The organism is Streptomyces hokutonensis, assembly GCF_042751305.1.
Taxonomy (GTDB): domain Bacteria; phylum Actinomycetota; class Actinomycetes; order Streptomycetales; family Streptomycetaceae; genus Streptomyces; species Streptomyces hokutonensis_A.
The window spans coordinates 74072-94317 of record NZ_JBHYWD010000004.1; the positions used below are offsets into that span (position 1 = coordinate 74072).

Consider the following 20246-nt stretch of genomic DNA (forward strand, 5'->3'; position numbering starts at 1 on the left):
GGGCGGGGATCGCATACGATCCCCGCCCCACGGCACTTTTGCGACACCTGCGCGGCGGGTAAGGTTAGGTTAGCCTCACCGATTATCGGGATGGCGCGACTACTTCGATCCCCGTCCGGGAGGTGACCCGCGTGTACGTCTGCAACTGCTTCGGTGTGACCGAGGCGCAGGTGGCGAAGCACGCGGAGGGCGGTGCCTGCACCCCCCGGCAGATAGCGTCGGCCTGCAAGGCGGGCACCGACTGCGGGTCGTGCGTACGCCGTATCCAGGCACTGCTTGGCCGGGGCGCCTGCCCGCGCCGCGAGCTGGCCGACCAGGGCGAGCCGGTGCTCGCCGAGCTGGAGGAAGCCGCGTAGCGGACCCTAGCTGGGCTGCTCGATCTGCTGCGCGATGTACAGCGCCTCGCCGAGCTGCTCGATCAGCTGGAGCTGCGTGTCGAGGTAGTCGATGTGGTGCTCCTCGTCCTCGAGGATGTCCTCGAAGATGTTCGCGGACGTGACGTCGCCCTTCGCGCGCATCACCTCGATACCCCGCTTGAGGCGGTCGATCGCCTCGACCTCCACCTGCCGGTCCGCCTGGAACATCTCGGTGACCGTCTGACCGACCCGGACGTGGAACAGCCGCTGGTAGTTCGGCAGACCGTCGAGCATCAGGATGCGCTCGGTGATCCTGTCCGCGTGCTTCATCTCGTCGATGGACTCTTCACGCGTGTACTTGGCGAGCTTGGTCCAGCCGTTGTTGTCCTGGATGCGGTAGTGCAGCCAGTACTGGTTGATCGCGGTCAGCTCACCGGTGAGCTGCTCGTTCAGGAACTCGAGGACCTCGGGGTCGCCCTGCATCGCAGAGGCTCCTTCCAAAACAAGGGGAACTGGCGGGTTGCGCCGCATGATTGCACCGGCGCGAATCGGCCGTCCAGTAAGTGCATGCTTAGTAGGAGTTGCCCGAATCCGCCCAGAGCCGGTCATGTGCACCGGCCCCCGTCTGTCAGGATGGAGCCATGGGTCAGAGAGGGGTCGAACAGTCCGAGCTGCCGCCCGGCCAGCGACTTCAGCGCGGCTGGCCGGTCACCCACTACGGCCCGGTCCCCAAGTTCCGCCCCGAGCGCTGGGAGTTCAGGGTCTTCGGCGCCACCGCCGACGGCGACAAGCACTGCTGGAACCACGAGGAGTTCACGGCGCTGCCCTACGACTCGGTCGTGGCCGACCTGCACTGCGTCACGAAGTTCAGCATGCTGGGCGCCGAATGGGGCGGCATCCCCGCCCGCACGATCCTGGAGACCGCCCCGCCGTCACCCGCCGTCACCCATGTCATGGTCTGGGCGGAGTACGGCTTCAGCGCCAACCTCCGGCTCGCCGACTTCGCCGCCGACGGCACCATCTTCGCCACCCACAAGGACGGCGAACTCCTCACCGCCGAACACGGCTTCCCGCTCCGCCTGGTCGTCCCCCACCTGTACGCCTGGAAGGGCCCCAAGTGGGTCCGGGGCGTCGAGTACATGACGGCCGACCGGCGCGGTTTCTGGGAGGAACGCGGCTATCACAACGTCGGGGACCCGTGGAAGGAACAGCGGTACTCGTACCAGGAGGGACCCGGCGAAGGCCCCGAGCTGTGACTAGGAGTCCCTGAGCTTCTTCAGCCGCTCCACGTCCGCCGCGTGCCCTTCCTTGCCGCCGGGCGTCTCGATGATCAGCGGTACGCCCTCGGTCGCCGGGTGGGTCATCAGCGCGCGGAACGGATCCTCGCCGATGTGCCCGGAGCCGATGTTCTCGTGGCGGTCCTTGTGGGCGCCGACGACGTCCTTGGAGTCGTTGGCATGGATCAGTTTCAGCCGCCCCTCGCCCACCGTGTCCACCAGCAGATCGAGCGTCTGGTGCATCCCGCTCGGACCGGTCAGATCGTGCCCGGCGGCGAAGATGTGGCACGTGTCCAGGCACACGCCCAGCTTCGGATGGGCGTCCAGCGCCTCGAAGTACGGCCCGAAGTCCCAGGTCCGGGAGCAGAGCGAGGACCCCTGACCGGCCGTCGACTCCAGCAGCAGGAACGGGTCGTCGTCATGGGTGAGTTCGTCCAGCAGCGGCAGCAGATGCTCCCGCACCTGGGCCAGCGCCACCGACCGCTCCCGCCCACCCGTCGCACTCCCGGTGTGCACGACCACACCGAACGCGCCGATCTCGCGTCCCCGCCGCAGCGAGTGCCGTAGCGATTCCACGGACTTCTCTACGGTGGCCTCGGTGTGCGAGCCGAAGTTGATCAGGTACGGGGCGTGCACGTACGCCGGGATCGACTCGGCCTCGCAGACCGCGCGGAACTCCTCGTCCTGGCGCGGGTTCCCGGCCGGTGTCGCCCAGCCGCGCGGGTTGGCGGCGAAGACCTGCACGGTCTCGGCGGCCAGCTCACGGGCGTAGGACAGCCCCACGGAGTGGAGACCGCCGGCCACCGGGACATGGCCGCCGACGGGGTTGCGGGAAGGGATGGGGAAGGGGGACGCGCTGCTCACCCGACCAGGGTGTCACGCGCGCGTGCCGCCCCGGTCACCGGATGGTGATCGTGATCGTCGACCCCTTGGGAGCCTGCTCGCCCGCGTCCACGGACTGGCTCTTCACCGTGTCGCCGAACAGACCGAGCAGACCGCGGTCCTCCTTGACCTCGAAGCCCGACTCCTCCAGGAGCCTGGTCGCGGCGTCGACGCTCGCGCCGACCACGTTCGGGACCTCGACCATCTCCGGGCCCTTGGACACCGTCAGCGTCACCGTGTCGCCCGCGGCGGCCTGGCTGTCGCCGGCCGGGGTCTGCTGGGCGACCTGGCCCGCGTCGTACTCCGAGGTGACCTCGGTGTCCGACACCTTCACCGTGAGACCGGCCTCCTGGAGGTCCGACTTCGCGTTGTCCAGGTCCTCACCGGTGACGTCCGGCACGTCGACCGCGTTGCCCTTGCTGACGGTCAGGGCTATCGCGGAGCCCGCGTGGCGCTCGGTGCCCGCCTCGGGGTCCGTGCTGATCACGAAGCCCTTGGGGACGTCGTCGCTGAACTCCCTGGTGACCATGCCGGCCGCCAGCCCGTCCGTCTTGAGCAGGGCCTGCGCCTTGTCCAGGGAGAAGCCCGTCAGATCGGGCACCTTCACGGTCTCCGGGCCGTCCGAGACGGTCAGGGCCACCGAGTCGTTGTCCCGGATGCGGGCGCCGGCCACCGGGTCGGTGCTGATGACGGTCCCGCGCTTCACGGTGTCGCTGTAGGCGTGCTTGACCGACTTGACGTCGAGACCGGCCTCCTGGAGCCGCTCCTTCGCCTGCGCCTCGGTCTTCGCAAGCAGCGGCGGGACCTTGGTGAACTGGCCGGAGTTGATGTACCAGACGCCCGTCCCGACCCCGATGATCAGCAGGATCGCGGCGATGATCGCCAGCAGCCCGCGCCGGGGCCGCCGCTCGTCGCGCCGCCGGGGCGGCAGGGGCGGCCCGCTCTCGAACCGGCTGGTCCGGTTGAACGGGTCACCGGGCTCGTCGTCCTCGTTGACCGGCAGCGGACGCGGCACAGTGAGCGAGCGCGGGATCACACTCGTGCGGTTCTCCGCGTTGGGATGCTCCGAGGTCAGCGCCTGCGGCGGCACCGCGTCCAACTGCTCGTCGCTCAGCCCCGCCCGCGCCTCGCGGACCAGACCGAACAGCGAGACCGCGTCGTACGGCCGGATGTCCGGGGTGCGCGCGGTGGCCGTGGCGACCAGCTCGTCCAGCTCGTACGCCAGCCCCGGTACGACGGCAGAGGGCGGCGGGACGTCCTCGTGCAGGTGCTTGTAGAGCACGATCGCGGGGGAGTCCCCGTCGTGCGGCTTCTGGCCGGTGAGCATCTCGTAGAGGACGACACCGCACGCGTACACGTCGACCCGGGGGGACGCCGTGCCGCCCTCGATCTGCTCCGGCGCGAGATACGAGACCGTGCCGAGCACGTTCTCCGTGGTGCTGGTGACCGTGTCCACGGACCGGACCAGCCCGAAGTCGGCGACCTTGACCCGGCCGTCGTCCCCTATGAGCACGTTCTCCGGCTTCATGTCCCGGTGCACGAACCCGGCCCGGTGCGCGGCACCCAGCGCGGCCAGCACCGGCTCCAGGATGTCCAGCGCGGCCCGCGGCTGCAGCGCCCCGCGCTCGCGCAGCACGTCCCGCAGGGTGCAGCCGGCGACGTACTCCATCGCCAGATAGACGTACGCCCCCTGGGCGCCCTGGTCGAAGACCTGCACCACGTTCGGGTGCGCCAGCCGCGCCACCGACTTGGCCTCGCGGATGAACCGGTCGACGAAGGAGGCGTCGGCCGCCAGCGTCGGGTGCATCACCTTGAGCGCGAGAACCCGGTCCAGGCGGGTGTCCACGGCCCGGTAGACCGTGGCCATCCCGCCGACGGCGATCCGCGCGTCGACGCGATAGCGGCCGTCGAGCAAGTGCCCGACGAGAGGGTCATGAAGGGTCGTATCCACGCAGGTGAGTGTACGAGCCGAGGCTGACAGCGCCCCCTTTTCGGCCAGTTTCGGGGCGGTACTGCAGCCGACCTGTGACGGATTCCACCCTGTGGAGCGGGCGGTCAGAAGGCCGGACGCTCCGGGTCCAGCCGTGCCAGGCCCTCCGCGGGAGACGACGCCTCGGCGAAGTGCCTACGGGGGATACGCCCCGCCCGGAACGCCAGCCGCCCCGCCTCCACCGCGCTCCGCATCGCGGACGCCATCAGCACCGGTTCCTGCGCCCGCGTCACCGCCGAGGCGAGCATCACCCCCGCGCACCCCAGCTCCATCGCGAACGCCGCGTCGGACGCCGTACCGGCCCCCGCGTCCAGAATCACCGGCACGCGCGCGTGCTCGGTGATCAGCTGGAAGTTGTGCGGGTTGCGGATCCCCAGCCCGGACCCGATCGGCGACCCCAGCGGCATGATCGCCGCACACCCCACGTCCTCCAGCTTCCGCGCCAGCACGGGATCGTCGTTCGTGTACGGCAGCACCGTGAACCCGTCGTCGACCAGGGTCTCGGCGGCGTCCAGCAGCTCGATTGGATCGGGCAGCAGGGTGCGCTCGTCCGCGATCACCTCAAGTTTGACCAGTGCCGTCCCGAGCGCCTCCCGCGCCAGCCGGGCCGTCAGCACCGCCTCGCCCGCCGTGAAGCAGCCCGCGGTGTTGGGCAGCACCCGGATGCCGAGCCGCTCCAGGACGGACAGCACCGAACCGTGCACGGAAGCGTTGACGCGTCGCATCGCGACGGTCGTGAGCTCCGTCCCGGAGGCCACCAGCGCGCGCTCCAGGACGTCGAGGCTGGGCGCACCCCCGGTGCCCATGATCAGCCGGGACGTGAAGGACGTACCACCGAGGACGAAGGGGTCGTCGGCCATGGGTCAGCCTCCTTGGACGGCGGTGAGAACCTCGACGCGGTCCCCCTCGGAGAGGGCGGTCGAGGACCACTCCGCGCGCGGGACGACGGTTTCGTTGAGGGCGGCGGCCACCCCGGAGGGCGACGGGGCCAGGGTGCGCACGAGGGTGTCGAGAGCCGTGCCGGGCGCGATCACCCGGGACTCCCCGTTGACGGAGACGTTCATGCGGGCAACTCCGTGAGGGCGAACCGCTTCGGGGTGAACGGGCGCGCCTCGTCCGGGAGTTCACCGGTGGCCAGCGAGTGCGCGAGGGCGTCGCCGGTGACCGGCGTGAGCAGGACGCCGTTGCGGTAGTGCCCGGTGGCCAGCAGCAGTCCCGGGAGTGCGGTCGGGCCGAGCAGCGGGGCGTTGTCGGGGGAGCCGGGGCGCAGTCCGGCCCGGGTCTCGGTGAGCGGCAGTTCGGTGATCCCGGGGACCAACTCGTGGGCGTCACGCAGCAGTTCGTAGACCCCGCCGGCGGTCACCGTGGTGTCCCAGCCCAGTTCCTCGCTGGTCGCGCCGACGACCAGCTCGCCGTTCTCGCGCGGCACCAGATAGACGTGGCTGCCGCGCACCACGGCCCGCACGGTCCGGCTCAGGAACGGCGCGTAACGCTCCGGCACTGTCAGCCGCAGCACCTGCCCCTTCACGGGCCGTACGGGCGGCAGGACGTCGTCGGGGACCCCGGCAAGCCGCCCGCTGAGGCTGCCGCCGGCGAGCACGACCTGGTCCGCGCCCAGCGCCTGGCCCTCGCGCGTGACGACCCCCGAGGCGCGGTCCCGCGCGACCGTGAGCCGCTCGGCCCACGTCCGGTGGAAGGCGACCCCGGCGCGCTCGCACGCGGCCACCAGCGCCCGCGCCAGCCGCCGCGGGTCGACCTGGTGGTCGCCGTCGACCCGGAGGCCCCCGCGCACGCCCGGCGCGAGCATCGGCTCCAGGCGCCGGCACTCGCGCCCGGACAGCCACTCGGAGTCCAGGCCAGACTGTTGCTGCAGGGCGTGCAGTTCACGGAGGTGGGCGCGGTCGTCGGCGTCCAGGGCGACGGCGAGGGTGCCGCAGCGCCGGTAGCCGAGGCCGAGGCCGGTGAGGTCGGTCAGCTCGGCCGCGAAGTCCGGATAGCGCTGCGCCGAGGCCAGGTTGAGGGCCAGCAGGGTCTGTTCGCCGTAGTGCAGTTCCGTGACGGCGGCCAGCATCCCGGCGGCCACCTGCGCGGCCCCGCCGCCCGGCTCGGAGTCCACGACGGCGGTCGCGAACCCGCGTTGCGCGGCCCGCCAGGCCGTGACCAGGCCGATGATCCCGCCCCCGACGACGAGGACGTCTGACGTACGTGTAGGCATGGGCGTCCAGCCCCTCCCTTCGCCGGCATGACCCGGATCAGGTTCGTACGGTCGGAGGCCGCCAGCCTCCCTCTCAGCCCGGTGCGTCCGGACTCCCGCGAGTGCTTGTACTTTGGCCACCCTAGCCCGTACCCCATGCCCCAGTAAGGGAGCCTCCGTCCATGGCCCGCTCGCTCGACGGTCTCGTCCTCGCCCCGGTCGCGGACCAGGCGCCGGGTCAGGTCGGCACCCGCACCCGGTTCGCCTATCACGAGAAGGACGGCGAGATCTGGGCCGAGTACGCGGGCGGTGACGTCGTCCGCGGGCATCTCGTCGGCACGCGCGCGGGGGACCGCCTCGACTTCCGGTACGTACAGCTGAAGACGGACGGGACGACGGCCTCCGGGCACTGCGTGTCCGAGGTCGTCGAGCTGTCCGACGGCCGTGTTCGCCTCGACGAGACCTGGGAGTGGGAGTCGCAGCCGGGCAGCGGGACGAGTGTTGTGGAACAGGTCACTGAACGCGCCCCCTGACTGACGTTTTGTCAGGTGTCTATGGTGATCGGATGAGCGAGCAGACACCGGGACAGGGTGCGGGAGCGGCACGGCGCGTGGTCGTCGTCGGCGCGGGCATGGCCGGGGTGCAGACCGCGGTCGCCCTGCGCGAACAGGGCTTCACGGGCACCATCACACTTCTGGGCGCCGAACCTCATCAGCCCTACGACCGGCCGCCGCTGTCCAAGGCCGTCCTGCTCGGCAAGGCCGAGGGCTCCGCCTTCGACGTCGACTTCGAGGCACTCGGCATCGAACTCCGGCTCGGCCACGAGGTGTCGGGCCTGCGCCCCGGAGACCACGAACTGGACACCGCCGAGGGCCCGGTGCCCTACGACGTCCTCGTCCTCGCCACCGGCGCCGAGCCGATCCGACTCCCGGGCGCCGACGGCATCCCCGGGGTGCATCTGCTGCGCACCCTGGACGACGCCGAGCGGCTGCGGCCGGTGCTCGCGCGGCAGCACGACATCGTGGTCGTCGGCGCGGGCTGGATCGGCGCCGAGTTCGCCACGGCCGCCCGCGAGGCGGGCTGCGCGGTGACCGTCGTGGAAGCCGCCGACCGGCCGCTCGCGGGAGCGCTGCCCGCCGAGGTCGCCGCCCCGATGGCCGCCTGGTACGCGGACGCCGGAGCCGTGCTGCGCACGCACACGCGCGTGGCGCGCGTCGAACCCGGCGCGGTGGTCCTCGACGACGGGACCCGGCTGCCCGCCGGCGCCGTCGTGGTCGGCATCGGCGCCCGCCCCGCCACCGGCTGGCTCGCGGACTCCGGCATCGAGCTGGGCGCCCACCGCGAGGTCGTCGCCGACGACCGGCTGCGCACCTCGGTGCCGGACGTCTACGCGGTCGGCGACTGCGCCTCCTTCCCGTCGGGAAGGTACGGCGAGCGACTTCTCGTCCACCACTGGGACAACGCCCTCCAGGGCCCGCGCACGGTCGCCGCGAACATCGTCGGCCAGACCCCGGCGGTCTACGACCCGGTGCCGTACTTCTGGTCCGAGCAGTTCGGCCGCTTCGTCCAGTACGTCGGCCATCACGCGTCCGCCGACACGACCCTGTGGCGCGGCGACCCGGCCACCCCGGCCTGGACCGTCTGCTGGCTGCGCGGGGACCGCCTGGTGGCCCTTCTCGCCGTCGGCCGGCCCCGTGACCTGGCCCAGGGCCGCCGGCTGATCGAGTCGGGCACGCCGATGAATCCCGGGCCGCTGGCGGACCCTTCTCTCCCGATGAAGGCCGCTATCGCCTAGTTCGTGACCCCGAGTCGGACCGGCCCGGCTTCCGACTGTCAGTCCGGGATGGCACGCTGTTTACGTGACCGAGATTGACGCAAAGATCGATGCTCTCGTCCCCGCCTGGCTCACGCTGCCCGACATCGCAGAGATGCTCGATGTCGAGGTGACACGCGTGCGGCAGCTGGTCAAGGACGGCCAAGTCATCGCCGTACGCCGTGGTGAGAACCGCGCGCTGCACGTCCCCGCCGCCTTCATCGACGGGGCCGAGCAGAAGGTCGTCAAGGGCCTCACCGGGACCCTGACGCTCCTGCGGGACGACGGCTTCTCCGACGAAGAGATGCTGGAATGGCTCTTCACCCCCGACCCCAGCCTGCCCGGCACCCCCGCGCAGGCCCTGAGCGAGAATCGCGGCACGGAGGTGAAGCGCCGAGCCCAGGCGCTCGCCGTCTGACCCGGACGACCGGCTGACCCGGACGACCGACCGGTGTACGGGCCGCGGCACGCCCGCCCGCGGCCCGTACACGGCACCACCGCGCAACGACGACGAACGACAACGGGGGACACACGCATGACCGACACCGCCGCAGCCGCCGCGCGCGCGGAACTCGCCGACGCCCGCGTCTACCTCTGCACGGACGCCCGCAGCCGCCAGGGCGACCTCGCCGAGTTCCTGGACGCGGTCCTGGCGGGCGGGGTCGACATCGTGCAGCTGCGCGACAAGGGCATGGAGGCCGCCGAGGAGCTGGAGCACCTCCAGGTGTTCGCCGAGGCCTGCGCCCGGCACGGCCGACTGCTCGCGGTCAACGACCGCGCGGACGTCGCCCACGCCGCCGGCGCCGACGTACTGCACCTGGGGCAGGGCGACCTCCCGGTCCCCGCGGCCCGCGCGATCCTCGGCGCCGACGTCCTGATCGGCCGTTCCACGCACGCGGAGGCGGAGGCCGCCGCGGCCGCCGTCCAGGAGGGCGTGGACTACTTCTGCACGGGCCCGTGCTGGCCGACCCCCACCAAGCCGGGACGCCACGCCCCGGGCCTCGACCTGGTCCGGTACACGGCCGCCCTGGGCGCCGAGCGCCCCTGGTTCGCCATCGGCGGCATCGACCTCGGCAACCTCGACGAGGTGCTCGAAGCGGGTGCCCGCCGGGTCGTCGTCGTAAGGGCGATCACGGAGGCCGACGACCCGGGCGCGGCGGCGGCCGAGTTCGCGAAGCGGCTCCGGCAGGCCTGAGAGCGGTCGGGTGTCGCGCTGTTGTCCGGTGGGTGGACAACAGGGCGACAAATCAGGCAAATTTCCGGTTCCGGTTGGGTGACCGCCGTCGCCTGACTAACCTGCGGGTATGGCCTTCGGAATCGCATCCACCAGGACCGATCGTGCACGGACGGTGCGCGACATGCTCGCGACCGGCAAGAACACGTACTCGTTCGAGTTCTCCGCGCCGAAGACCCCCAAGGGTGAGCGAAGCCTGTGGAGCGCGCTGCGGAGGGTGGAGGCGGTCGCCCCCGACTTCGTCTCCGTGACCTACGGCGCCGGCGGTTCGACCCGCGCGGGCACCGTCAAGGAGACCGAGCAGATCGTCGCCGACACCACGCTCACCCCGGTCGCCCACCTCACCGCGGTCGACCACTCCGTCGCCGAACTGCGCAACATCATCGGCCAGTACGCCGACGCCGGGATCCGCAACATCCTCGCCGTGCGCGGCGACCCGCCCGGCGACCCCATGGCCGACTGGGTGGCGCACCCGCAGGGCCTGACGTACGCGGCCGAACTGGTCCGGCTCATCAAGGAGTCGGGCGATTTCTGCGTCGGCGTCGCCGCCTTCCCGGAGCTGCACCCGCGCTCCCCGGACTGGGACACGGACGTGCGGCACTTCGTCGACAAGTGCCGGGCCGGCGCCGACTACGCGATCACCCAGATGTTCTTCCGCCCGGAGTCCTATCTTCGCCTGCGCGACCGGGTCGGGGCGGCAGGCTGTGTCACACCGGTCATTCCCGAGGTCATGCCGGTGACCAGCGTGCGGATGCTGGAGCGGTTGCCGCAGCTCAGCAACGCCGTCATCCCGGACGCTCTGAAAGAGCGAATCCTCACAGCCAAAGACGATCCGGCGGCTGTACGCTCGATCGGGATCGACTTCGCCACGGAGTTCTGTGCCCGGCTGCTGGCCGAGGGAGTGCCCGGACTGCACTTCATCACGCTCAACAACTCCACGGCGACGCTGGAAATCTACGAGAACCTGGGCCTGCACCACCCACCGAGGGTCTAGACCGGCCGCCCGGACATACGACACACTGCGTAGCGGCCACTGGGAGAGGGGCGTACATGGGCTGGACGGTCCTCTACATCGCGTTCGGCATCGTCGCACTGTGGTTGCTCGGCGAGGTGCTGCTGCAGTACAAGGCGCGGCTGCGCTGGCGACTGCTCGCCTTCGTCGGCTTCCTGGGCGTCGTGCTCGGCGTCCTGATGCCCTCCGTCGTCGTGATCGGACTGGGCGCGGTGGCCTTCGCCATCGGCCAGACCTACGTCACCCTGTCGTTCCGCCGCGGCTTCGAAGCCGGCTGGGCGGTCTCCGGGCGACCCGGAGTCGGCGGCTTCATGCGCCGCGGCGGCGAACCGGACGAGCAGGATCCGGTCCTCGATGCCTCCGGCCTCGACTCGACCGGCGCCCAGCCCGCCTTCCAGGAGTACGGCCAGAACAAGTCCGACTTCGGCGCGGACGACGACTACGACCGCGACGACGTCTTCACCCCGAACCGGCCGCTCGACCCCATGGCCGCCGAGGCCACCTCGGTCTACGAGCCGCAGCCCCTGCCGGACGACACCGGCTCCTACGGCGTCTACAGCGCCGCCGCGTACGCGAACGCCGCCGACCCGAACTTCGCGGGCACGGACCAGGCCTACGCGGCAGCGGCGGCCGGCCAGACCCAGGACCAGGCCTACGCGGCGGCCGACCAGCAGCAGTACGGCTACGACACCTACGCGGGCTACGACCAGCAGCAGTACGGCTACGACACGACCGGCCAACAGCAGTACGCGGCCTACTCCGACCCGTACATCGGCACCCAGACCTACGGCGGCGCCACCTACGACACGGGCTACGACGGCCAGCAGCAGTATCCCCAACAGGGCTACACGCAGGACCAGTACGGCAACAACGGCTACGTCGGCGAGACCCCGGCCGGCGGGGTGTGGGTCCCGCAGCAGCGCAACGACGAGACCTACGGGGGCGAACTCCCGGCGGATCAGCAGTACTACCAGGGCGACGGCCAGCAGCAACAGCAGCAGCCGCAGTCGGGCCCCGGCTACGACGAGCAGTACCGTTTCTGAAGCCTACTGAGATCCTCTGAACTGCGGTCCCTCCACGATCAGTCCGGCCACCAGCGCCCCCGACATACCGGCGTGCGGAAGCCCGCCACCGGGGTGGGACCAGCCGCCGACGCGGTAGAGACCGGGCAGGCGAGTGGTGTTCGCGGGGTGCAGGAAACGGCCCCGGCCGGCGGCGAGCGAGGGCGCGGGCACACCACCGAAGTGGGCACCCGTCTCGCCCTCCGTGTGATCGGGGGTACGCACCTCGTGCCAGAGCAGGCGCTCCCGCAGCCCGGGTATCGCGGGCCCGGCGGCTTCGAGCAGCAGGTCGGTGTAGCGCCGGACCGTGCCCGGTTCCTCCCAGGCCGTCTCGCCGGACAGCACGGCGGACACCACCGCGGACTCGTGCCCGCCGTCCGGCGTGAGCGCGGGGTCGCCGGGGCGCAGCACTGTCACGGTGGGACACCGGGGCGGGTCACCGCCGGGGGAGGCCAGCAGGTCCAACTCGGCCTCCCGGTCCGGGGCGTGGACGATCGTCCGGTGGACGGCCCCGGCCTCGCGCGGTCCGCGCAGGGCCAGCAACAGCGTCAGGCGTGCGGGCCTGGGCGAGACCCGGTCGGCGCGCACGTCACCGTCCGCGTCCAGTGGATGTTCCGTCAGGGCGCACAGGCGCACCGGGTCCACATCGGCGACGACATGATCCGCGTCCACCAGGCTGCCGCCGGCCAGCTCGACTCCCGCCGCCCGTCCGTCCTTCTCCAGGACCCGGGTGACCTCCGCCCCGAAGACGAACTCGACCTTCCGCGCCAGACACCGCTCGTACACCGCCCGCGCCAACTCCCGTATGCCGCCGCGCACATACCAGGTACCGAAGGCATGCTCCATGTACGGCAGCACGGCCGCGCTCGCCGGCGCGGACCGGGGATCGAGGCCGTGGGCGAGGGCATGGCTCTCCAGAAGGGCTGTCAGGCGGTCGTCGCGCAGCTCCCAGGCGCCGATCTCGGCGAGGGTGCTCGCCCTGCGCGTGCGCAGCAGCTTCTTGTGAGGGACCGCCGGATAGGGCTCCTGCCCGGCCAGCACCGGCCAGTTGGGCCACAGCGGCTCCTCCAGGAGGGGCCTGCGGGTGCGGTCCCAGGCCTCGCGGGCCCGGATCAGGAAGTCGCCCCAGCGCTGCCCCGCGCCGGCGCCCAGCGCCTCGTCCAGGGCCGTGACGACGCCCGCGCGGGAGGCGTTCGGCAGCGACACCTCCGTGCCGTCCGCGAAGACGTGCCGCGAGGACGGGTCGACCTGGACCAGCTCGACCAGGTCCTCCAGCGGCTCCCTGCCGGTCTTGATGAACAGGTCGCGGTAGACGGCGGGCACGGGCAGCAGCCCGGGGCCGGTGTCGAAGGAGAAGCCGTCCCGCTCGAAGCGGCGCACCGCGCCGCCGTACGTCTCCGTACGCTCGTACACCGCCACCCGGTGGCCCGCGACGGCCAGCCGGGCAGCGGCCGCCATCGCGCCCATGCCGGCGCCGATCACCGCAATCCGTGCCATGCCTGCGACTTTATCGGCCGCCACTGACAGTCCGGTCACGGGCCGTCACCAGGGCGGTCGGTCCGGTGGTCCTGCCACCTGCGAGGCCAGCCGTTTCTCCTCCCGGAGCTGGGCCCGGCGGCGCAGGAACCGGCGGATCCGCGAGACCAGGAAGAACAGGACCGTCAGCCCGGCCGCCAGCAGTACGGCCGCGATGATCGCCGCCGCCTGGGGATGGAACATCGCGAACGAGACGATCGCGCCGACCCCGAGATCCTCGGCGAGGCTCATCACGATGTTGCTGAACGGCTCCGGTGAGGTGTTGATCGCCATCCGTGTCCCGGCCTTGACCGTGTGGCTGGCCAGCGCCGTCGAACCGCCGATCAGTCCCGCCGCCACATCGTTCAACGATCCACTGTGTCCGGCGAGCACCGCGCCGACCCACGCCCCGGCGGCCGGCCGGATCAGGGTGTGCACGGAGTCCCACAGGGAGTCGACGTAGGGGATCTTGTCGGCGACCGCCTCGCACAGGAACAGCACGGCCGCCGTGACGAGGACCTCAGGGCGTTGCAGCGACTCGGGGACGGCGTCGCTCACCCCGGTCGCGCCGAAGACACCGAGCAGCAGCACCACCGCGTAGGCGTTGATGCCGCTGGCCCAGCCGCTGGTGAAGACCAGGGGGAGTACGGACACGGGGGCGATAGTAACCACTCGGCAACAGGGCGTCCTGGGCCTGAGTGCGTACGGCTGAGTATGCGTACCTAGGGAGTGAGATGAGTACGCGCGCGGATGGGGCGCGACCTGCGCGAACGAGAGAGTGGAGACACGGAAAGGGGCGCGGCTCCGGTACCGCCGACACGGGGCGGCGGAACGGGGCCCGCGCCCTTGGCCGCTCCTTCCGCCGGAACATCGGCGGAAGCGAGCACGGGGGAACCCAGGGGGACTGACCGACGGGGGTTCCAACAGGGGGAACGTACGGGGGAAGCACAAGGGAGCGCCGGTTCGGGGCGGCCCGCGGGGGACGCGGCCACAACGGACCGGCGCTTCTGTGTGTGTCCTCAGTGGCCCCCGCTGACCCGCCCCTGGAGTAGCCGGGACAGTGCCGAGTGGACGTCGTCCAGGGAGCGCTCCGGCTGGAACGACTGCCAGTCCAGGGCGGCCACCAGCACCATCCCGACGAGTGCCGCCGCGGTCAGCCGGACGTCGATCTCCGGGCTGAACTCGCCGTTCGCCACGCCCGCGTGCAGCACGTCCTCGATGGCCGCGTTCACCTGCTGCCGTACCACCATGAGCGTGGGCTGCCAGGCGCGGTTGGTGCGCCACAGCTCGGCCACGTAGAGCTGAGTGAAGGACGGGTAGCGGGCGATGAAGCCGAGGCCCGCGCGGACCATCGCGTCCAGGGCGTCCACCTTGCTGCCGCCGTCCCGCGCGGTCTGCTCCGAGGCCTCCCTCAGAGAGGCGGTGAGGAGGCCCACTCCGTGTCGCAACAGCTCCTCGAAGAGGACGGACTTGCTCGCGAAGTTGTAGTAGACGGTGCCCTTCGCGACCCCGGCACGCTCGGCGATCTCGTCCACCGTGGTGGCCGAGAACCCCTGTTCGGCGATGAGCGTGACGGCTGCCTCGTAGAGCTTCTGCCGGGTGGCCTCGCGGCGCGTGCTGCCGCCCGACGGGGTGCTGCTGCTTTCCATGGGCCTGATTCTCACAGGCCCGGCTCCGGCGGCGGGAACGGGTGCCGAGGTCCTGGGCGAGGTCACAGGCTCAGCTCCGGATGCAGCCGGTCCAGTGTCCACACCTGGCGGCGGCGCGCAGACAGCGCGGTCAGCGCGAGCGCGCCCGCGGTGAAGGCGACGAGCACCACGCACGCGTGCCACACGGGTTCCAGACCGCCGCCCGTGATGAGCCTCCGTAGTGCCTCGACGACGTAACTCATCGGCAGGAAGGGGTGGATCGCGTTGAAGAAGCCCGGGCTGGTCTGCACCGGATAGGTGCCGCCCGCCGACGTCAACTGGAGCATCAGCAGGGCGAGTACGAGGATCCGGCCCGCCGCCCCGAAGCGTGCGTTCAACCACTGCACGATCGCCGCGAAGCACGCCGTCACCAGGAACAGGAACCCGACCGTGCCGGCCGCGTGCGCCATCTGCAGACCGATCGCCCAGTGAAGTACGGCCATCAGGGCCACCGTCTGGAGCACCCCGACCGCCACCACCGGCAGCCAGCCCGCGAGCGCGATCCGCCGGGCGGGGGCACCGGCGGCGAGCGCGCGCCGGTTCATGGGCGTGATCAGCATGTACGCCACCATCGCGCCCACCCACAGGGAGAGCGGGATGAAGTACGGGGCGAATCCGGTGCCGTAGTTGGGCGCCCTGTGCAGGTCCTGGGAGGCCAGCTGGACCGGGTCCGCCATGACCCCGGTGCGCTGGTCGCGGTCCTGCTTGTCGTAGTCGGGGATCTGGGAGGCGCCGTCGTGCAGTCCGCCGGCGAGCTTCCCGGAGCCGTCGGCGAGCTTGTACAGGCCGCCGCTGAGGTCCACGGCGCCGGTCTTCAGCCTGCCGACCCCGGTGTCCAGGGCGGTCGCGCCGGACTTGGCCGTGCCGAGCCCGGTGTGCAGCGTTTTGGCGCCCGCGGCGACCTTCCCTGCGCCGTCGTTCAGTTTGTTGATCCTGGCCACCGCGTCGTCGAGGTCCTCGGAGAGGTGCGGTGCGCGGTCGGCGAGCGCCTGGGCCTGCGTCTGGAGGGTGCGCAGGTTCGTGTCGAGCTTCTTCAGGTCGCCGTTCTGGTCGGCCACCAGACTGTTGACGTCATCGGCGACCTTCGCCACCTCCGAGGCGGCCTGGGCGGCCTTCTTCAGGTCGGGGCAGGCGGCGTCGTCAAGGACGGCGGTTTCGCAGCGCGCCCTGTAGACGTCGTCCAGGGTGTCCGAGGCCGCGTGCGCTCCCTTGGCGGCGACCGGGGCCGCCTTCACCAGGGTGCCGAGGTTGGCGCGGATCGTCTTCGCCGAGTCGGCGACCAACCGGGCCGTGTCCCCGATGGTCTTCTCGTTGTCCTTCAGGAAGGGCCCCACCTTGCCGGCGACCCCGTTGACCGTGTCCGCGAGGGTCTGCGTCCCGGCCGCCACCTGCTGCGAACCGTCCTCCAGACCGCCCGCACCCGTGTCGAGCTTCTCCAGGCCCTTGGAGAGCTTCCCGCTGCCCTTCTTGGCGTCCTTCAGACCGTCGGCGAGATCCTTGGAGCCCGCCTCGGCCGTCCCGATCCCGCCCTTGAGCTTGTCGGCGCCGTCGGCCGCCTTCACGGTCTGCCCGTGGATGTCGGAGAACGACACGAAGATCCGGTCCAGGAAGGTCCGCGAGGCCTTGGTGGACGCGGCCGAGCGCACCTCGCCGAACACCGTCCGGGAGATCTGCCCGACGATGTAGTTGTTCGCGTCGTTCGTGCGCACCTGGAGCGCGCCCGTCTCCGGGGAGTCGCCCGCACTGGAGGCGATGCGCCGGCTGAAGTCGGCCGGCATGGTCAGCGACAAGTAGTACGTGCCGTCCTCGACGCCCTTCCGCGCGGTGGCCGCACTCACCTCGTGCCACTCGAACGTCCTGCTCTCGCGCAGCCCCCGGGTGATGTCGTCGCCCGCCGTGAGCTTCTTCCCGTCGGCCGTCGTCCCCCAGTCGTCGTTGACGAGCGCCACGGGGATGCGGTCAAGGCGGCCGTACGGGTCCCAGAAGGACCACAGGTACAGGGCGCCGTACAGCAGCGGCAGCAGCAGGAGGGCGACGAGCGCGGCGCGCGGCAGCTTGCCCCTGCCGAAGCGCCGCAGCTCAAGCGCGGCCAGTCGTGGCGCGTGCATCGGCCTTCTCCGTTCCTTGGGCGGACACGGCCACGACGGTCGTCCCGGAATCCGCGAGGGACCTCAACAGGTCCCAGATCTCGGCCCGTTCGGCATCCGAGAGCTTGAGATCGACGTCGTCCACACCGAGCAGCGCCGGCCGCCCGATCAGCGCCAGCGCGATGGACAGCCGCAACTCCTGCGGCCGTTCCAGATCCCGTACGGCGGTCCGGGCACCCTTCGGCAGGGCGTCGAGGTCGAGACCGGCGGCGGTCAGCGCCCGCTCGATCCGCAGCCGCGCCTCGGCCGTCCGCTCGGACCGCGGCCGCAGCAGCGCGCGCACCGAGTCCCCGAACCGCCTTTGCAGCACCGCCCGTTCGCGCAGATGCTCCCCGACGGTCAGCGCCGGATCGAGGTCGGTGACCCCGGCGACATTGGCCAGCGCGCCGACCTGCCGTACGGCCGCCGAATGCTTCGGCAGCGTGAACTCGCCCACGCGGGCGGTCCCTTCGGACGCCTTCATCCGCCCGGTGAGCGCGAGCAGCAGGCTCGTACGCCCGGACCCGGAAGGCCCTTCGACGGCGATCAGCGACCCGGGCCCGGCGTCCAGGGAGATCCCCCGGAACGCCCAGCCGCGCGGCCCCTCGACCCCGAAGTCCTCGGCCGTGACACCGACCCCACCCACGGTTCCCCATCCCCTGTTGCTGAAGTCTCTTTTGAACTGACTGGTCAGTGCAAAAACTAACGCGAACCTTCGATCGAAGCAAAAGCGCAGGTCAGAACGGATTGTCAGTGCCATACCTCACGATGGGCACATACGGCACCAGTGCCGTCACACAGACGACAGGAGGTTCGTCATGGCCAACTCGTCCGCAGCCGCCGCCCGTCGGCGCCGCGCCGCCGGCCCTGCCCCCTCACTGACCGGCCCGGCGAGCGACGTACACCCCGTGCTCCGCCGGGCCACGGCCCCGCCCGCCGCCCTCGACCTGCTCGCCCAGGCCCGCGCCGGACTCGACGAGGCAGCCGTCCTCGAAACGCCGAACGAGCGTTACGCGACGGCCCACCTCGCCGCCCTGCGCACCGCCGCCGCGGTACTCGCCGCGCGCGCCCAGCCGGAGCCCACCGCCCGGCGCCGGGCCCGCATCCGCAGCGCCTGGGAAGTACTCCCCGAGATAGCACCCGAACTCACCGAGTGGAGCGCCCTGTTCGCCTCCGGAGCCCGGCGCCGCGCCAGGGCCGAGGCAGGCATCCAGGGTGCGGCGACCCGCCGGGACGCCGACGACCTCATACGCGACGTGGCGATGTTCCTGCGCCTGGTCGAGCGGATGCTCGTCCTCCAGCCGGTCCTGCCCCAGCCACGCCAGGACCCGGAGCGGCCGGGGGATCGCGCCGGGTGAGCCGGCGGCGTTCCGCCGCGCGAGACACATCACCGGGTACGGCACCGGAGGCAATAGGGTGGAGGGCGCCTGAAGCCCTCCCTCCGCCCGTCTCCGGGCCGGGGAGGCAGCCCGTTCGCTCCGCCGTGCACAGGCGGTGCCGCGCCGAGGAGTCAACTGCCGTGTCGGACCCGAGCCGCCCCCGCGCCTCCCTCCGTACCGCCGTGGTCTGGGACGTCCTTCAGGACGCCCTCGACCGCCGGGTCAAGGCCACGGGTCGGGACGCGCTGGACGTCCTCGACACCGGAGGCGGCAGCGGCAACTTCGCGGTGCCCGTCGCCCGCCTCGGCCACCGCGTCACCGTCGTCGACCCCAGCCCGAACGCGCTCTTCGCGCTGGAGCGCCGCGCCGCCGAGGCCGGTGTCGCCGACCGTGTCCAGGGCGTCCAGGGCGACGCGCACGGCCTCTTCGACGTGGTCGAGCGCGGCGGCTACGACGCGGTGCTGTGCCACGGAGTCCTGGAGTACCTCGAGGACCCCGCCGAGGGCGTCCGCACGGTGGTGGCCGCGCTGCGCCCCGAGGGCGTCCTCAGCCTGCTCGCCGCCGGACTCGGCGGTGCCGTCCTCGCGCGCGCCCTCGCCGGCCACTTCACGGAGGCCCGCCGGGCCCTCGCCGACCCGAACGGCCGCTGGGGCGCCGCCGACCCCGTCCCGCACCGCTTCACCGCCGGGCAGCTCACCGAGTTCGTCGAGGGCGCGGGCCTCGACGTCGGCGCCGTGCACGGGGTGCGGGTCTTCGCCGACCTGGTCCCCGGTGTGCTCGTGGACACCGAGCCCGGCGCCCTCGACGCGCTGCTGAAGCTGGAGGCCGCGGCGGCCGAGCTCCCGGCGTACCACTCGGTGGCCACGCAGCTTCACGTGCTCGGCGAGACGCGGGGTGCCGGAGAGGCGTGAGTGGCCTCCCGCGACGGAGCCCTGATCAGGGGCTCGGCCGCACATGGAGTACGCCACAGGCCCCCCGATCGCGGGCCCGGCGCCGTATGATCGAGGGAGACCGCCCGGCATGACGGGACGGCCGCTGGGGAATGGAAGCTTCAGCGAGCCGGAACGGCCATGGCGGATTCCGGTTGGTCAATTGGCGTAGAGGGGCGGGTTTCACGGGGGCGATTCCCTGCCTATCCTGAAGGGACCCCCCGGGTCGCCCCGGCGACTGCACGATGAGGAGGACTCCGTGCCGCTCTCGGAGCACGAGCAGCGAATGCTCGAGCAGATGGAGCGAGCGCTGTACGCCGAAGATCCCAAGTTCGCGACAGCGCTTGAGGGAAGCGGGCTGCGCACGTACACCCGGCGACGGGTCTACCAGGCGGTGGCCGGCTTCCTTGTAGGTATTGCGCTCCTCATGGCAGGAATGGTCGCAAAGCAGATTTGGGTCAGCGTGGTGGGATTCCTCGTCATGCTGGGCTGTGCGGTACTCGCCGTGACCGGCTGGCGCAAGGCCCCGAAGCCTGGCGAACAGCCCACCGCGGGCGCTCCGCACACCCGCCACCAGGGACGGCAGCGACGCTCGGTCATGGATCGTATCGAGCAGCGCTGGCAGCGCCGCCGCGACGAACAGCAGGGCCAGTAGCGGCACCCGGCCCCGCAGCACACGCGGCGCTCCTCAAGACACGAGTGAGGGGGGGGGGGGGGGCGGGTGGCCGGCTGTTCCACCCCCCAGTGCGTGGCGCGCCTGGTCGAGTGCGGAGGGCGGGCGGGGGGCGCG

At 71.6% G+C, this 20246-nt stretch carries 22 protein-coding genes and 1 riboswitch; of the genes, 11 read left to right on the plus strand and 11 right to left on the minus strand.

From position 1 onward, the window contains the following. Nucleotides 1-122: 122 nt before the first annotated feature. On the plus strand, nucleotides 123-356 hold the full coding sequence (locus ACFXC1_RS12710) for a (2Fe-2S)-binding protein (RefSeq protein WP_381242025.1): 234 nt from the start codon (nucleotides 123-125) through the stop codon (nucleotides 354-356). Nucleotides 357-362: 6 nt separating this feature from the next. Here the strand turns inward: ACFXC1_RS12710 and bfr are convergent, their stop codons facing one another. Continuing rightward, nucleotides 363-839, minus strand: a complete 477-nt coding sequence (gene bfr / locus ACFXC1_RS12715; protein WP_019067787.1) for a bacterioferritin — start codon at nucleotides 837-839, stop codon at nucleotides 363-365. Nucleotides 840-997: 158 nt separating this feature from the next. Here bfr and ACFXC1_RS12720 point away from each other — a divergent pair, with 158 nt between their 5' ends. Next, on the plus strand, nucleotides 998-1612 hold the full coding sequence (locus ACFXC1_RS12720) for a sulfite oxidase-like oxidoreductase (RefSeq protein ID WP_362982963.1): 615 nt from the start codon (nucleotides 998-1000) through the stop codon (nucleotides 1610-1612). On the opposite strand, the gene ACFXC1_RS12725 is transcribed toward ACFXC1_RS12720, so the two are convergent. The 5 genes from ACFXC1_RS12725 to thiO form a co-directional block, all read right to left on the minus strand. Further along, a complete protein-coding gene (locus ACFXC1_RS12725) occupies nucleotides 1613-2497 on the minus strand; it encodes a deoxyribonuclease IV (protein WP_381242027.1) in 885 nt (294 codons plus the stop codon). Between the two features lie 34 nt (nucleotides 2498-2531). Beyond that, nucleotides 2532-4466: a Stk1 family PASTA domain-containing Ser/Thr kinase gene (pknB, locus tag ACFXC1_RS12730; protein WP_381242029.1), complete on the minus strand. Its 1935-nt coding sequence runs from the start codon at nucleotides 4464-4466 to the stop codon at nucleotides 2532-2534. A gap of 104 nt (nucleotides 4467-4570) precedes the next feature. Beyond that, a complete protein-coding gene (locus ACFXC1_RS12735; protein ID WP_093625751.1) occupies nucleotides 4571-5365 on the minus strand; it encodes a thiazole synthase in 795 nt (264 codons plus the stop codon). Between the two features lie 3 nt (nucleotides 5366-5368). Further along, nucleotides 5369-5569: a sulfur carrier protein ThiS gene (gene thiS, locus ACFXC1_RS12740; protein ID WP_381242031.1), complete on the minus strand. Its 201-nt coding sequence runs from the start codon at nucleotides 5567-5569 to the stop codon at nucleotides 5369-5371. Next, entirely contained in the window at nucleotides 5566-6720 is a 1155-nt protein-coding gene (gene thiO / locus ACFXC1_RS12745; protein ID WP_381242033.1) for a glycine oxidase ThiO, read from the minus strand. Before thiO ends, thiS begins: the two co-directional genes overlap by 4 nt. Continuing rightward, a riboswitch (TPP riboswitch) is annotated at nucleotides 6718-6829 on the minus strand. Its footprint overlaps the gene before it by 3 nt. A 52-nt stretch (nucleotides 6830-6881) precedes the next feature. Here thiO and ACFXC1_RS12750 point away from each other — a divergent pair. From ACFXC1_RS12750 to ACFXC1_RS12775, 6 genes are all read left to right on the plus strand, one after another. After that, entirely contained in the window at nucleotides 6882-7232 is a 351-nt protein-coding gene (locus ACFXC1_RS12750; RefSeq protein ID WP_381242035.1) for a hypothetical protein, read from the plus strand. A 32-nt stretch (nucleotides 7233-7264) separates the two neighbouring features. Further along, on the plus strand, nucleotides 7265-8494 hold the full coding sequence (locus ACFXC1_RS12755; RefSeq protein ID WP_381242037.1) for an NAD(P)/FAD-dependent oxidoreductase: 1230 nt from the start codon (nucleotides 7265-7267) through the stop codon (nucleotides 8492-8494). Between the two features lie 64 nt (nucleotides 8495-8558). Next, a complete protein-coding gene (locus ACFXC1_RS12760; protein WP_043675439.1) occupies nucleotides 8559-8930 on the plus strand; it encodes an Rv2175c family DNA-binding protein in 372 nt (123 codons plus the stop codon). A gap of 117 nt (nucleotides 8931-9047) precedes the next feature. Beyond that, nucleotides 9048-9707 carry a thiamine phosphate synthase gene (thiE, locus tag ACFXC1_RS12765; RefSeq protein ID WP_381242039.1) on the plus strand — a complete coding sequence of 220 codons (660 nt, stop codon included), beginning with the start codon at nucleotides 9048-9050 and terminating at the stop codon, nucleotides 9705-9707. Between the two features lie 109 nt (nucleotides 9708-9816). Next, nucleotides 9817-10740, plus strand: a complete 924-nt coding sequence (metF, locus tag ACFXC1_RS12770) for a methylenetetrahydrofolate reductase [NAD(P)H] (protein WP_381242041.1) — start codon at nucleotides 9817-9819, stop codon at nucleotides 10738-10740. Nucleotides 10741-10796: 56 nt separating this feature from the next. Continuing rightward, on the plus strand, nucleotides 10797-11801 hold the full coding sequence (locus ACFXC1_RS12775) for an SCO2102 family sporulation regulator (RefSeq protein ID WP_381242043.1): 1005 nt from the start codon (nucleotides 10797-10799) through the stop codon (nucleotides 11799-11801). A 3-nt stretch (nucleotides 11802-11804) separates the two neighbouring features. Here ACFXC1_RS12775 and ACFXC1_RS12780 read toward each other — a convergent pair whose 3' ends face one another. The 5 genes from ACFXC1_RS12780 to ACFXC1_RS12800 form a co-directional block, all read right to left on the minus strand. After that, nucleotides 11805-13316 (minus strand): phytoene desaturase family protein, encoded by a 1512-nt coding sequence (locus ACFXC1_RS12780; RefSeq protein WP_381242045.1) that lies wholly within the window; start codon nucleotides 13314-13316, stop codon nucleotides 11805-11807. A gap of 45 nt (nucleotides 13317-13361) precedes the next feature. After that, a complete protein-coding gene (locus ACFXC1_RS12785; protein ID WP_381242047.1) occupies nucleotides 13362-13988 on the minus strand; it encodes a DUF4126 domain-containing protein in 627 nt (208 codons plus the stop codon). A 365-nt stretch (nucleotides 13989-14353) separates the two neighbouring features. Continuing rightward, entirely contained in the window at nucleotides 14354-14983 is a 630-nt protein-coding gene (locus ACFXC1_RS12790; protein ID WP_381242048.1) for a TetR/AcrR family transcriptional regulator, read from the minus strand. A 62-nt stretch (nucleotides 14984-15045) separates the two neighbouring features. Beyond that, on the minus strand, nucleotides 15046-17130 hold the full coding sequence (locus ACFXC1_RS12795; RefSeq protein WP_381242050.1) for a YhgE/Pip family protein: 2085 nt from the start codon (nucleotides 17128-17130) through the stop codon (nucleotides 15046-15048). Continuing rightward, a complete protein-coding gene (locus ACFXC1_RS12800; protein WP_381242052.1) occupies nucleotides 17102-17794 on the minus strand; it encodes an ATP-binding cassette domain-containing protein in 693 nt (230 codons plus the stop codon). Before ACFXC1_RS12800 ends, ACFXC1_RS12795 begins: the two co-directional genes overlap by 29 nt. Before the next feature lie 172 nt (nucleotides 17795-17966). On the opposite strand from ACFXC1_RS12800, the gene ACFXC1_RS12805 reads away from it, so the two are divergent. The 3 genes from ACFXC1_RS12805 (at nucleotide 17967) to ACFXC1_RS12815 (ending at nucleotide 20111) form a co-directional block, all read left to right on the plus strand. Then, nucleotides 17967-18506: an SAV_6107 family HEPN domain-containing protein gene (locus tag ACFXC1_RS12805; protein WP_381242054.1), complete on the plus strand. Its 540-nt coding sequence runs from the start codon at nucleotides 17967-17969 to the stop codon at nucleotides 18504-18506. A 161-nt stretch (nucleotides 18507-18667) separates the two neighbouring features. Then, nucleotides 18668-19438, plus strand: a complete 771-nt coding sequence (locus ACFXC1_RS12810) for a methyltransferase (RefSeq protein ID WP_381242055.1) — start codon at nucleotides 18668-18670, stop codon at nucleotides 19436-19438. 277 nt (nucleotides 19439-19715) lie between these two features. Then, entirely contained in the window at nucleotides 19716-20111 is a 396-nt protein-coding gene (locus tag ACFXC1_RS12815; RefSeq protein WP_381242057.1) for a DUF3040 domain-containing protein, read from the plus strand. Nucleotides 20112-20246: the final 135 nt, after the last annotated feature.

What these genes read in the sequence shown, in the direction of transcription:
- bfr (WP_019067787.1), bottom strand. Translation starts at nt 839, where the DNA reads ATGCAGGGCGACCCCGAGGTCCTCGAGTTCCTGAACGAGCAGCTCACC.
- ACFXC1_RS12720 (WP_362982963.1), top strand. Translation starts at nt 998, where the DNA reads ATGGGTCAGAGAGGGGTCGAACAGTCCGAGCTGCCGCCCGGCCAGCGA.
- ACFXC1_RS12735 (WP_093625751.1), bottom strand. Translation starts at nt 5,365, where the DNA reads ATGGCCGACGACCCCTTCGTCCTCGGTGGTACGTCCTTCACGTCCCGG.
- thiS (WP_381242031.1), bottom strand. Translation starts at nt 5,569, where the DNA reads ATGAACGTCTCCGTCAACGGGGAGTCCCGGGTGATCGCGCCCGGCACG.
- thiO (WP_381242033.1), bottom strand. Translation starts at nt 6,720, where the DNA reads ATGCCTACACGTACGTCAGACGTCCTCGTCGTCGGGGGCGGGATCATC.
- ACFXC1_RS12750 (WP_381242035.1), top strand. Translation starts at nt 6,882, where the DNA reads ATGGCCCGCTCGCTCGACGGTCTCGTCCTCGCCCCGGTCGCGGACCAG.
- ACFXC1_RS12755 (WP_381242037.1), top strand. Translation starts at nt 7,265, where the DNA reads ATGAGCGAGCAGACACCGGGACAGGGTGCGGGAGCGGCACGGCGCGTG.
- thiE (WP_381242039.1), top strand. Translation starts at nt 9,048, where the DNA reads ATGACCGACACCGCCGCAGCCGCCGCGCGCGCGGAACTCGCCGACGCC.
- metF (WP_381242041.1), top strand. Translation starts at nt 9,817, where the DNA reads ATGGCCTTCGGAATCGCATCCACCAGGACCGATCGTGCACGGACGGTG.
- ACFXC1_RS12775 (WP_381242043.1), top strand. Translation starts at nt 10,797, where the DNA reads ATGGGCTGGACGGTCCTCTACATCGCGTTCGGCATCGTCGCACTGTGG.
- ACFXC1_RS12780 (WP_381242045.1), bottom strand. Translation starts at nt 13,316, where the DNA reads ATGGCACGGATTGCGGTGATCGGCGCCGGCATGGGCGCGATGGCGGCC.
- ACFXC1_RS12790 (WP_381242048.1), bottom strand. Translation starts at nt 14,983, where the DNA reads ATGGAAAGCAGCAGCACCCCGTCGGGCGGCAGCACGCGCCGCGAGGCC.
- ACFXC1_RS12795 (WP_381242050.1), bottom strand. Translation starts at nt 17,130, where the DNA reads ATGCACGCGCCACGACTGGCCGCGCTTGAGCTGCGGCGCTTCGGCAGG.
- ACFXC1_RS12805 (WP_381242054.1), top strand. Translation starts at nt 17,967, where the DNA reads ATGGCCAACTCGTCCGCAGCCGCCGCCCGTCGGCGCCGCGCCGCCGGC.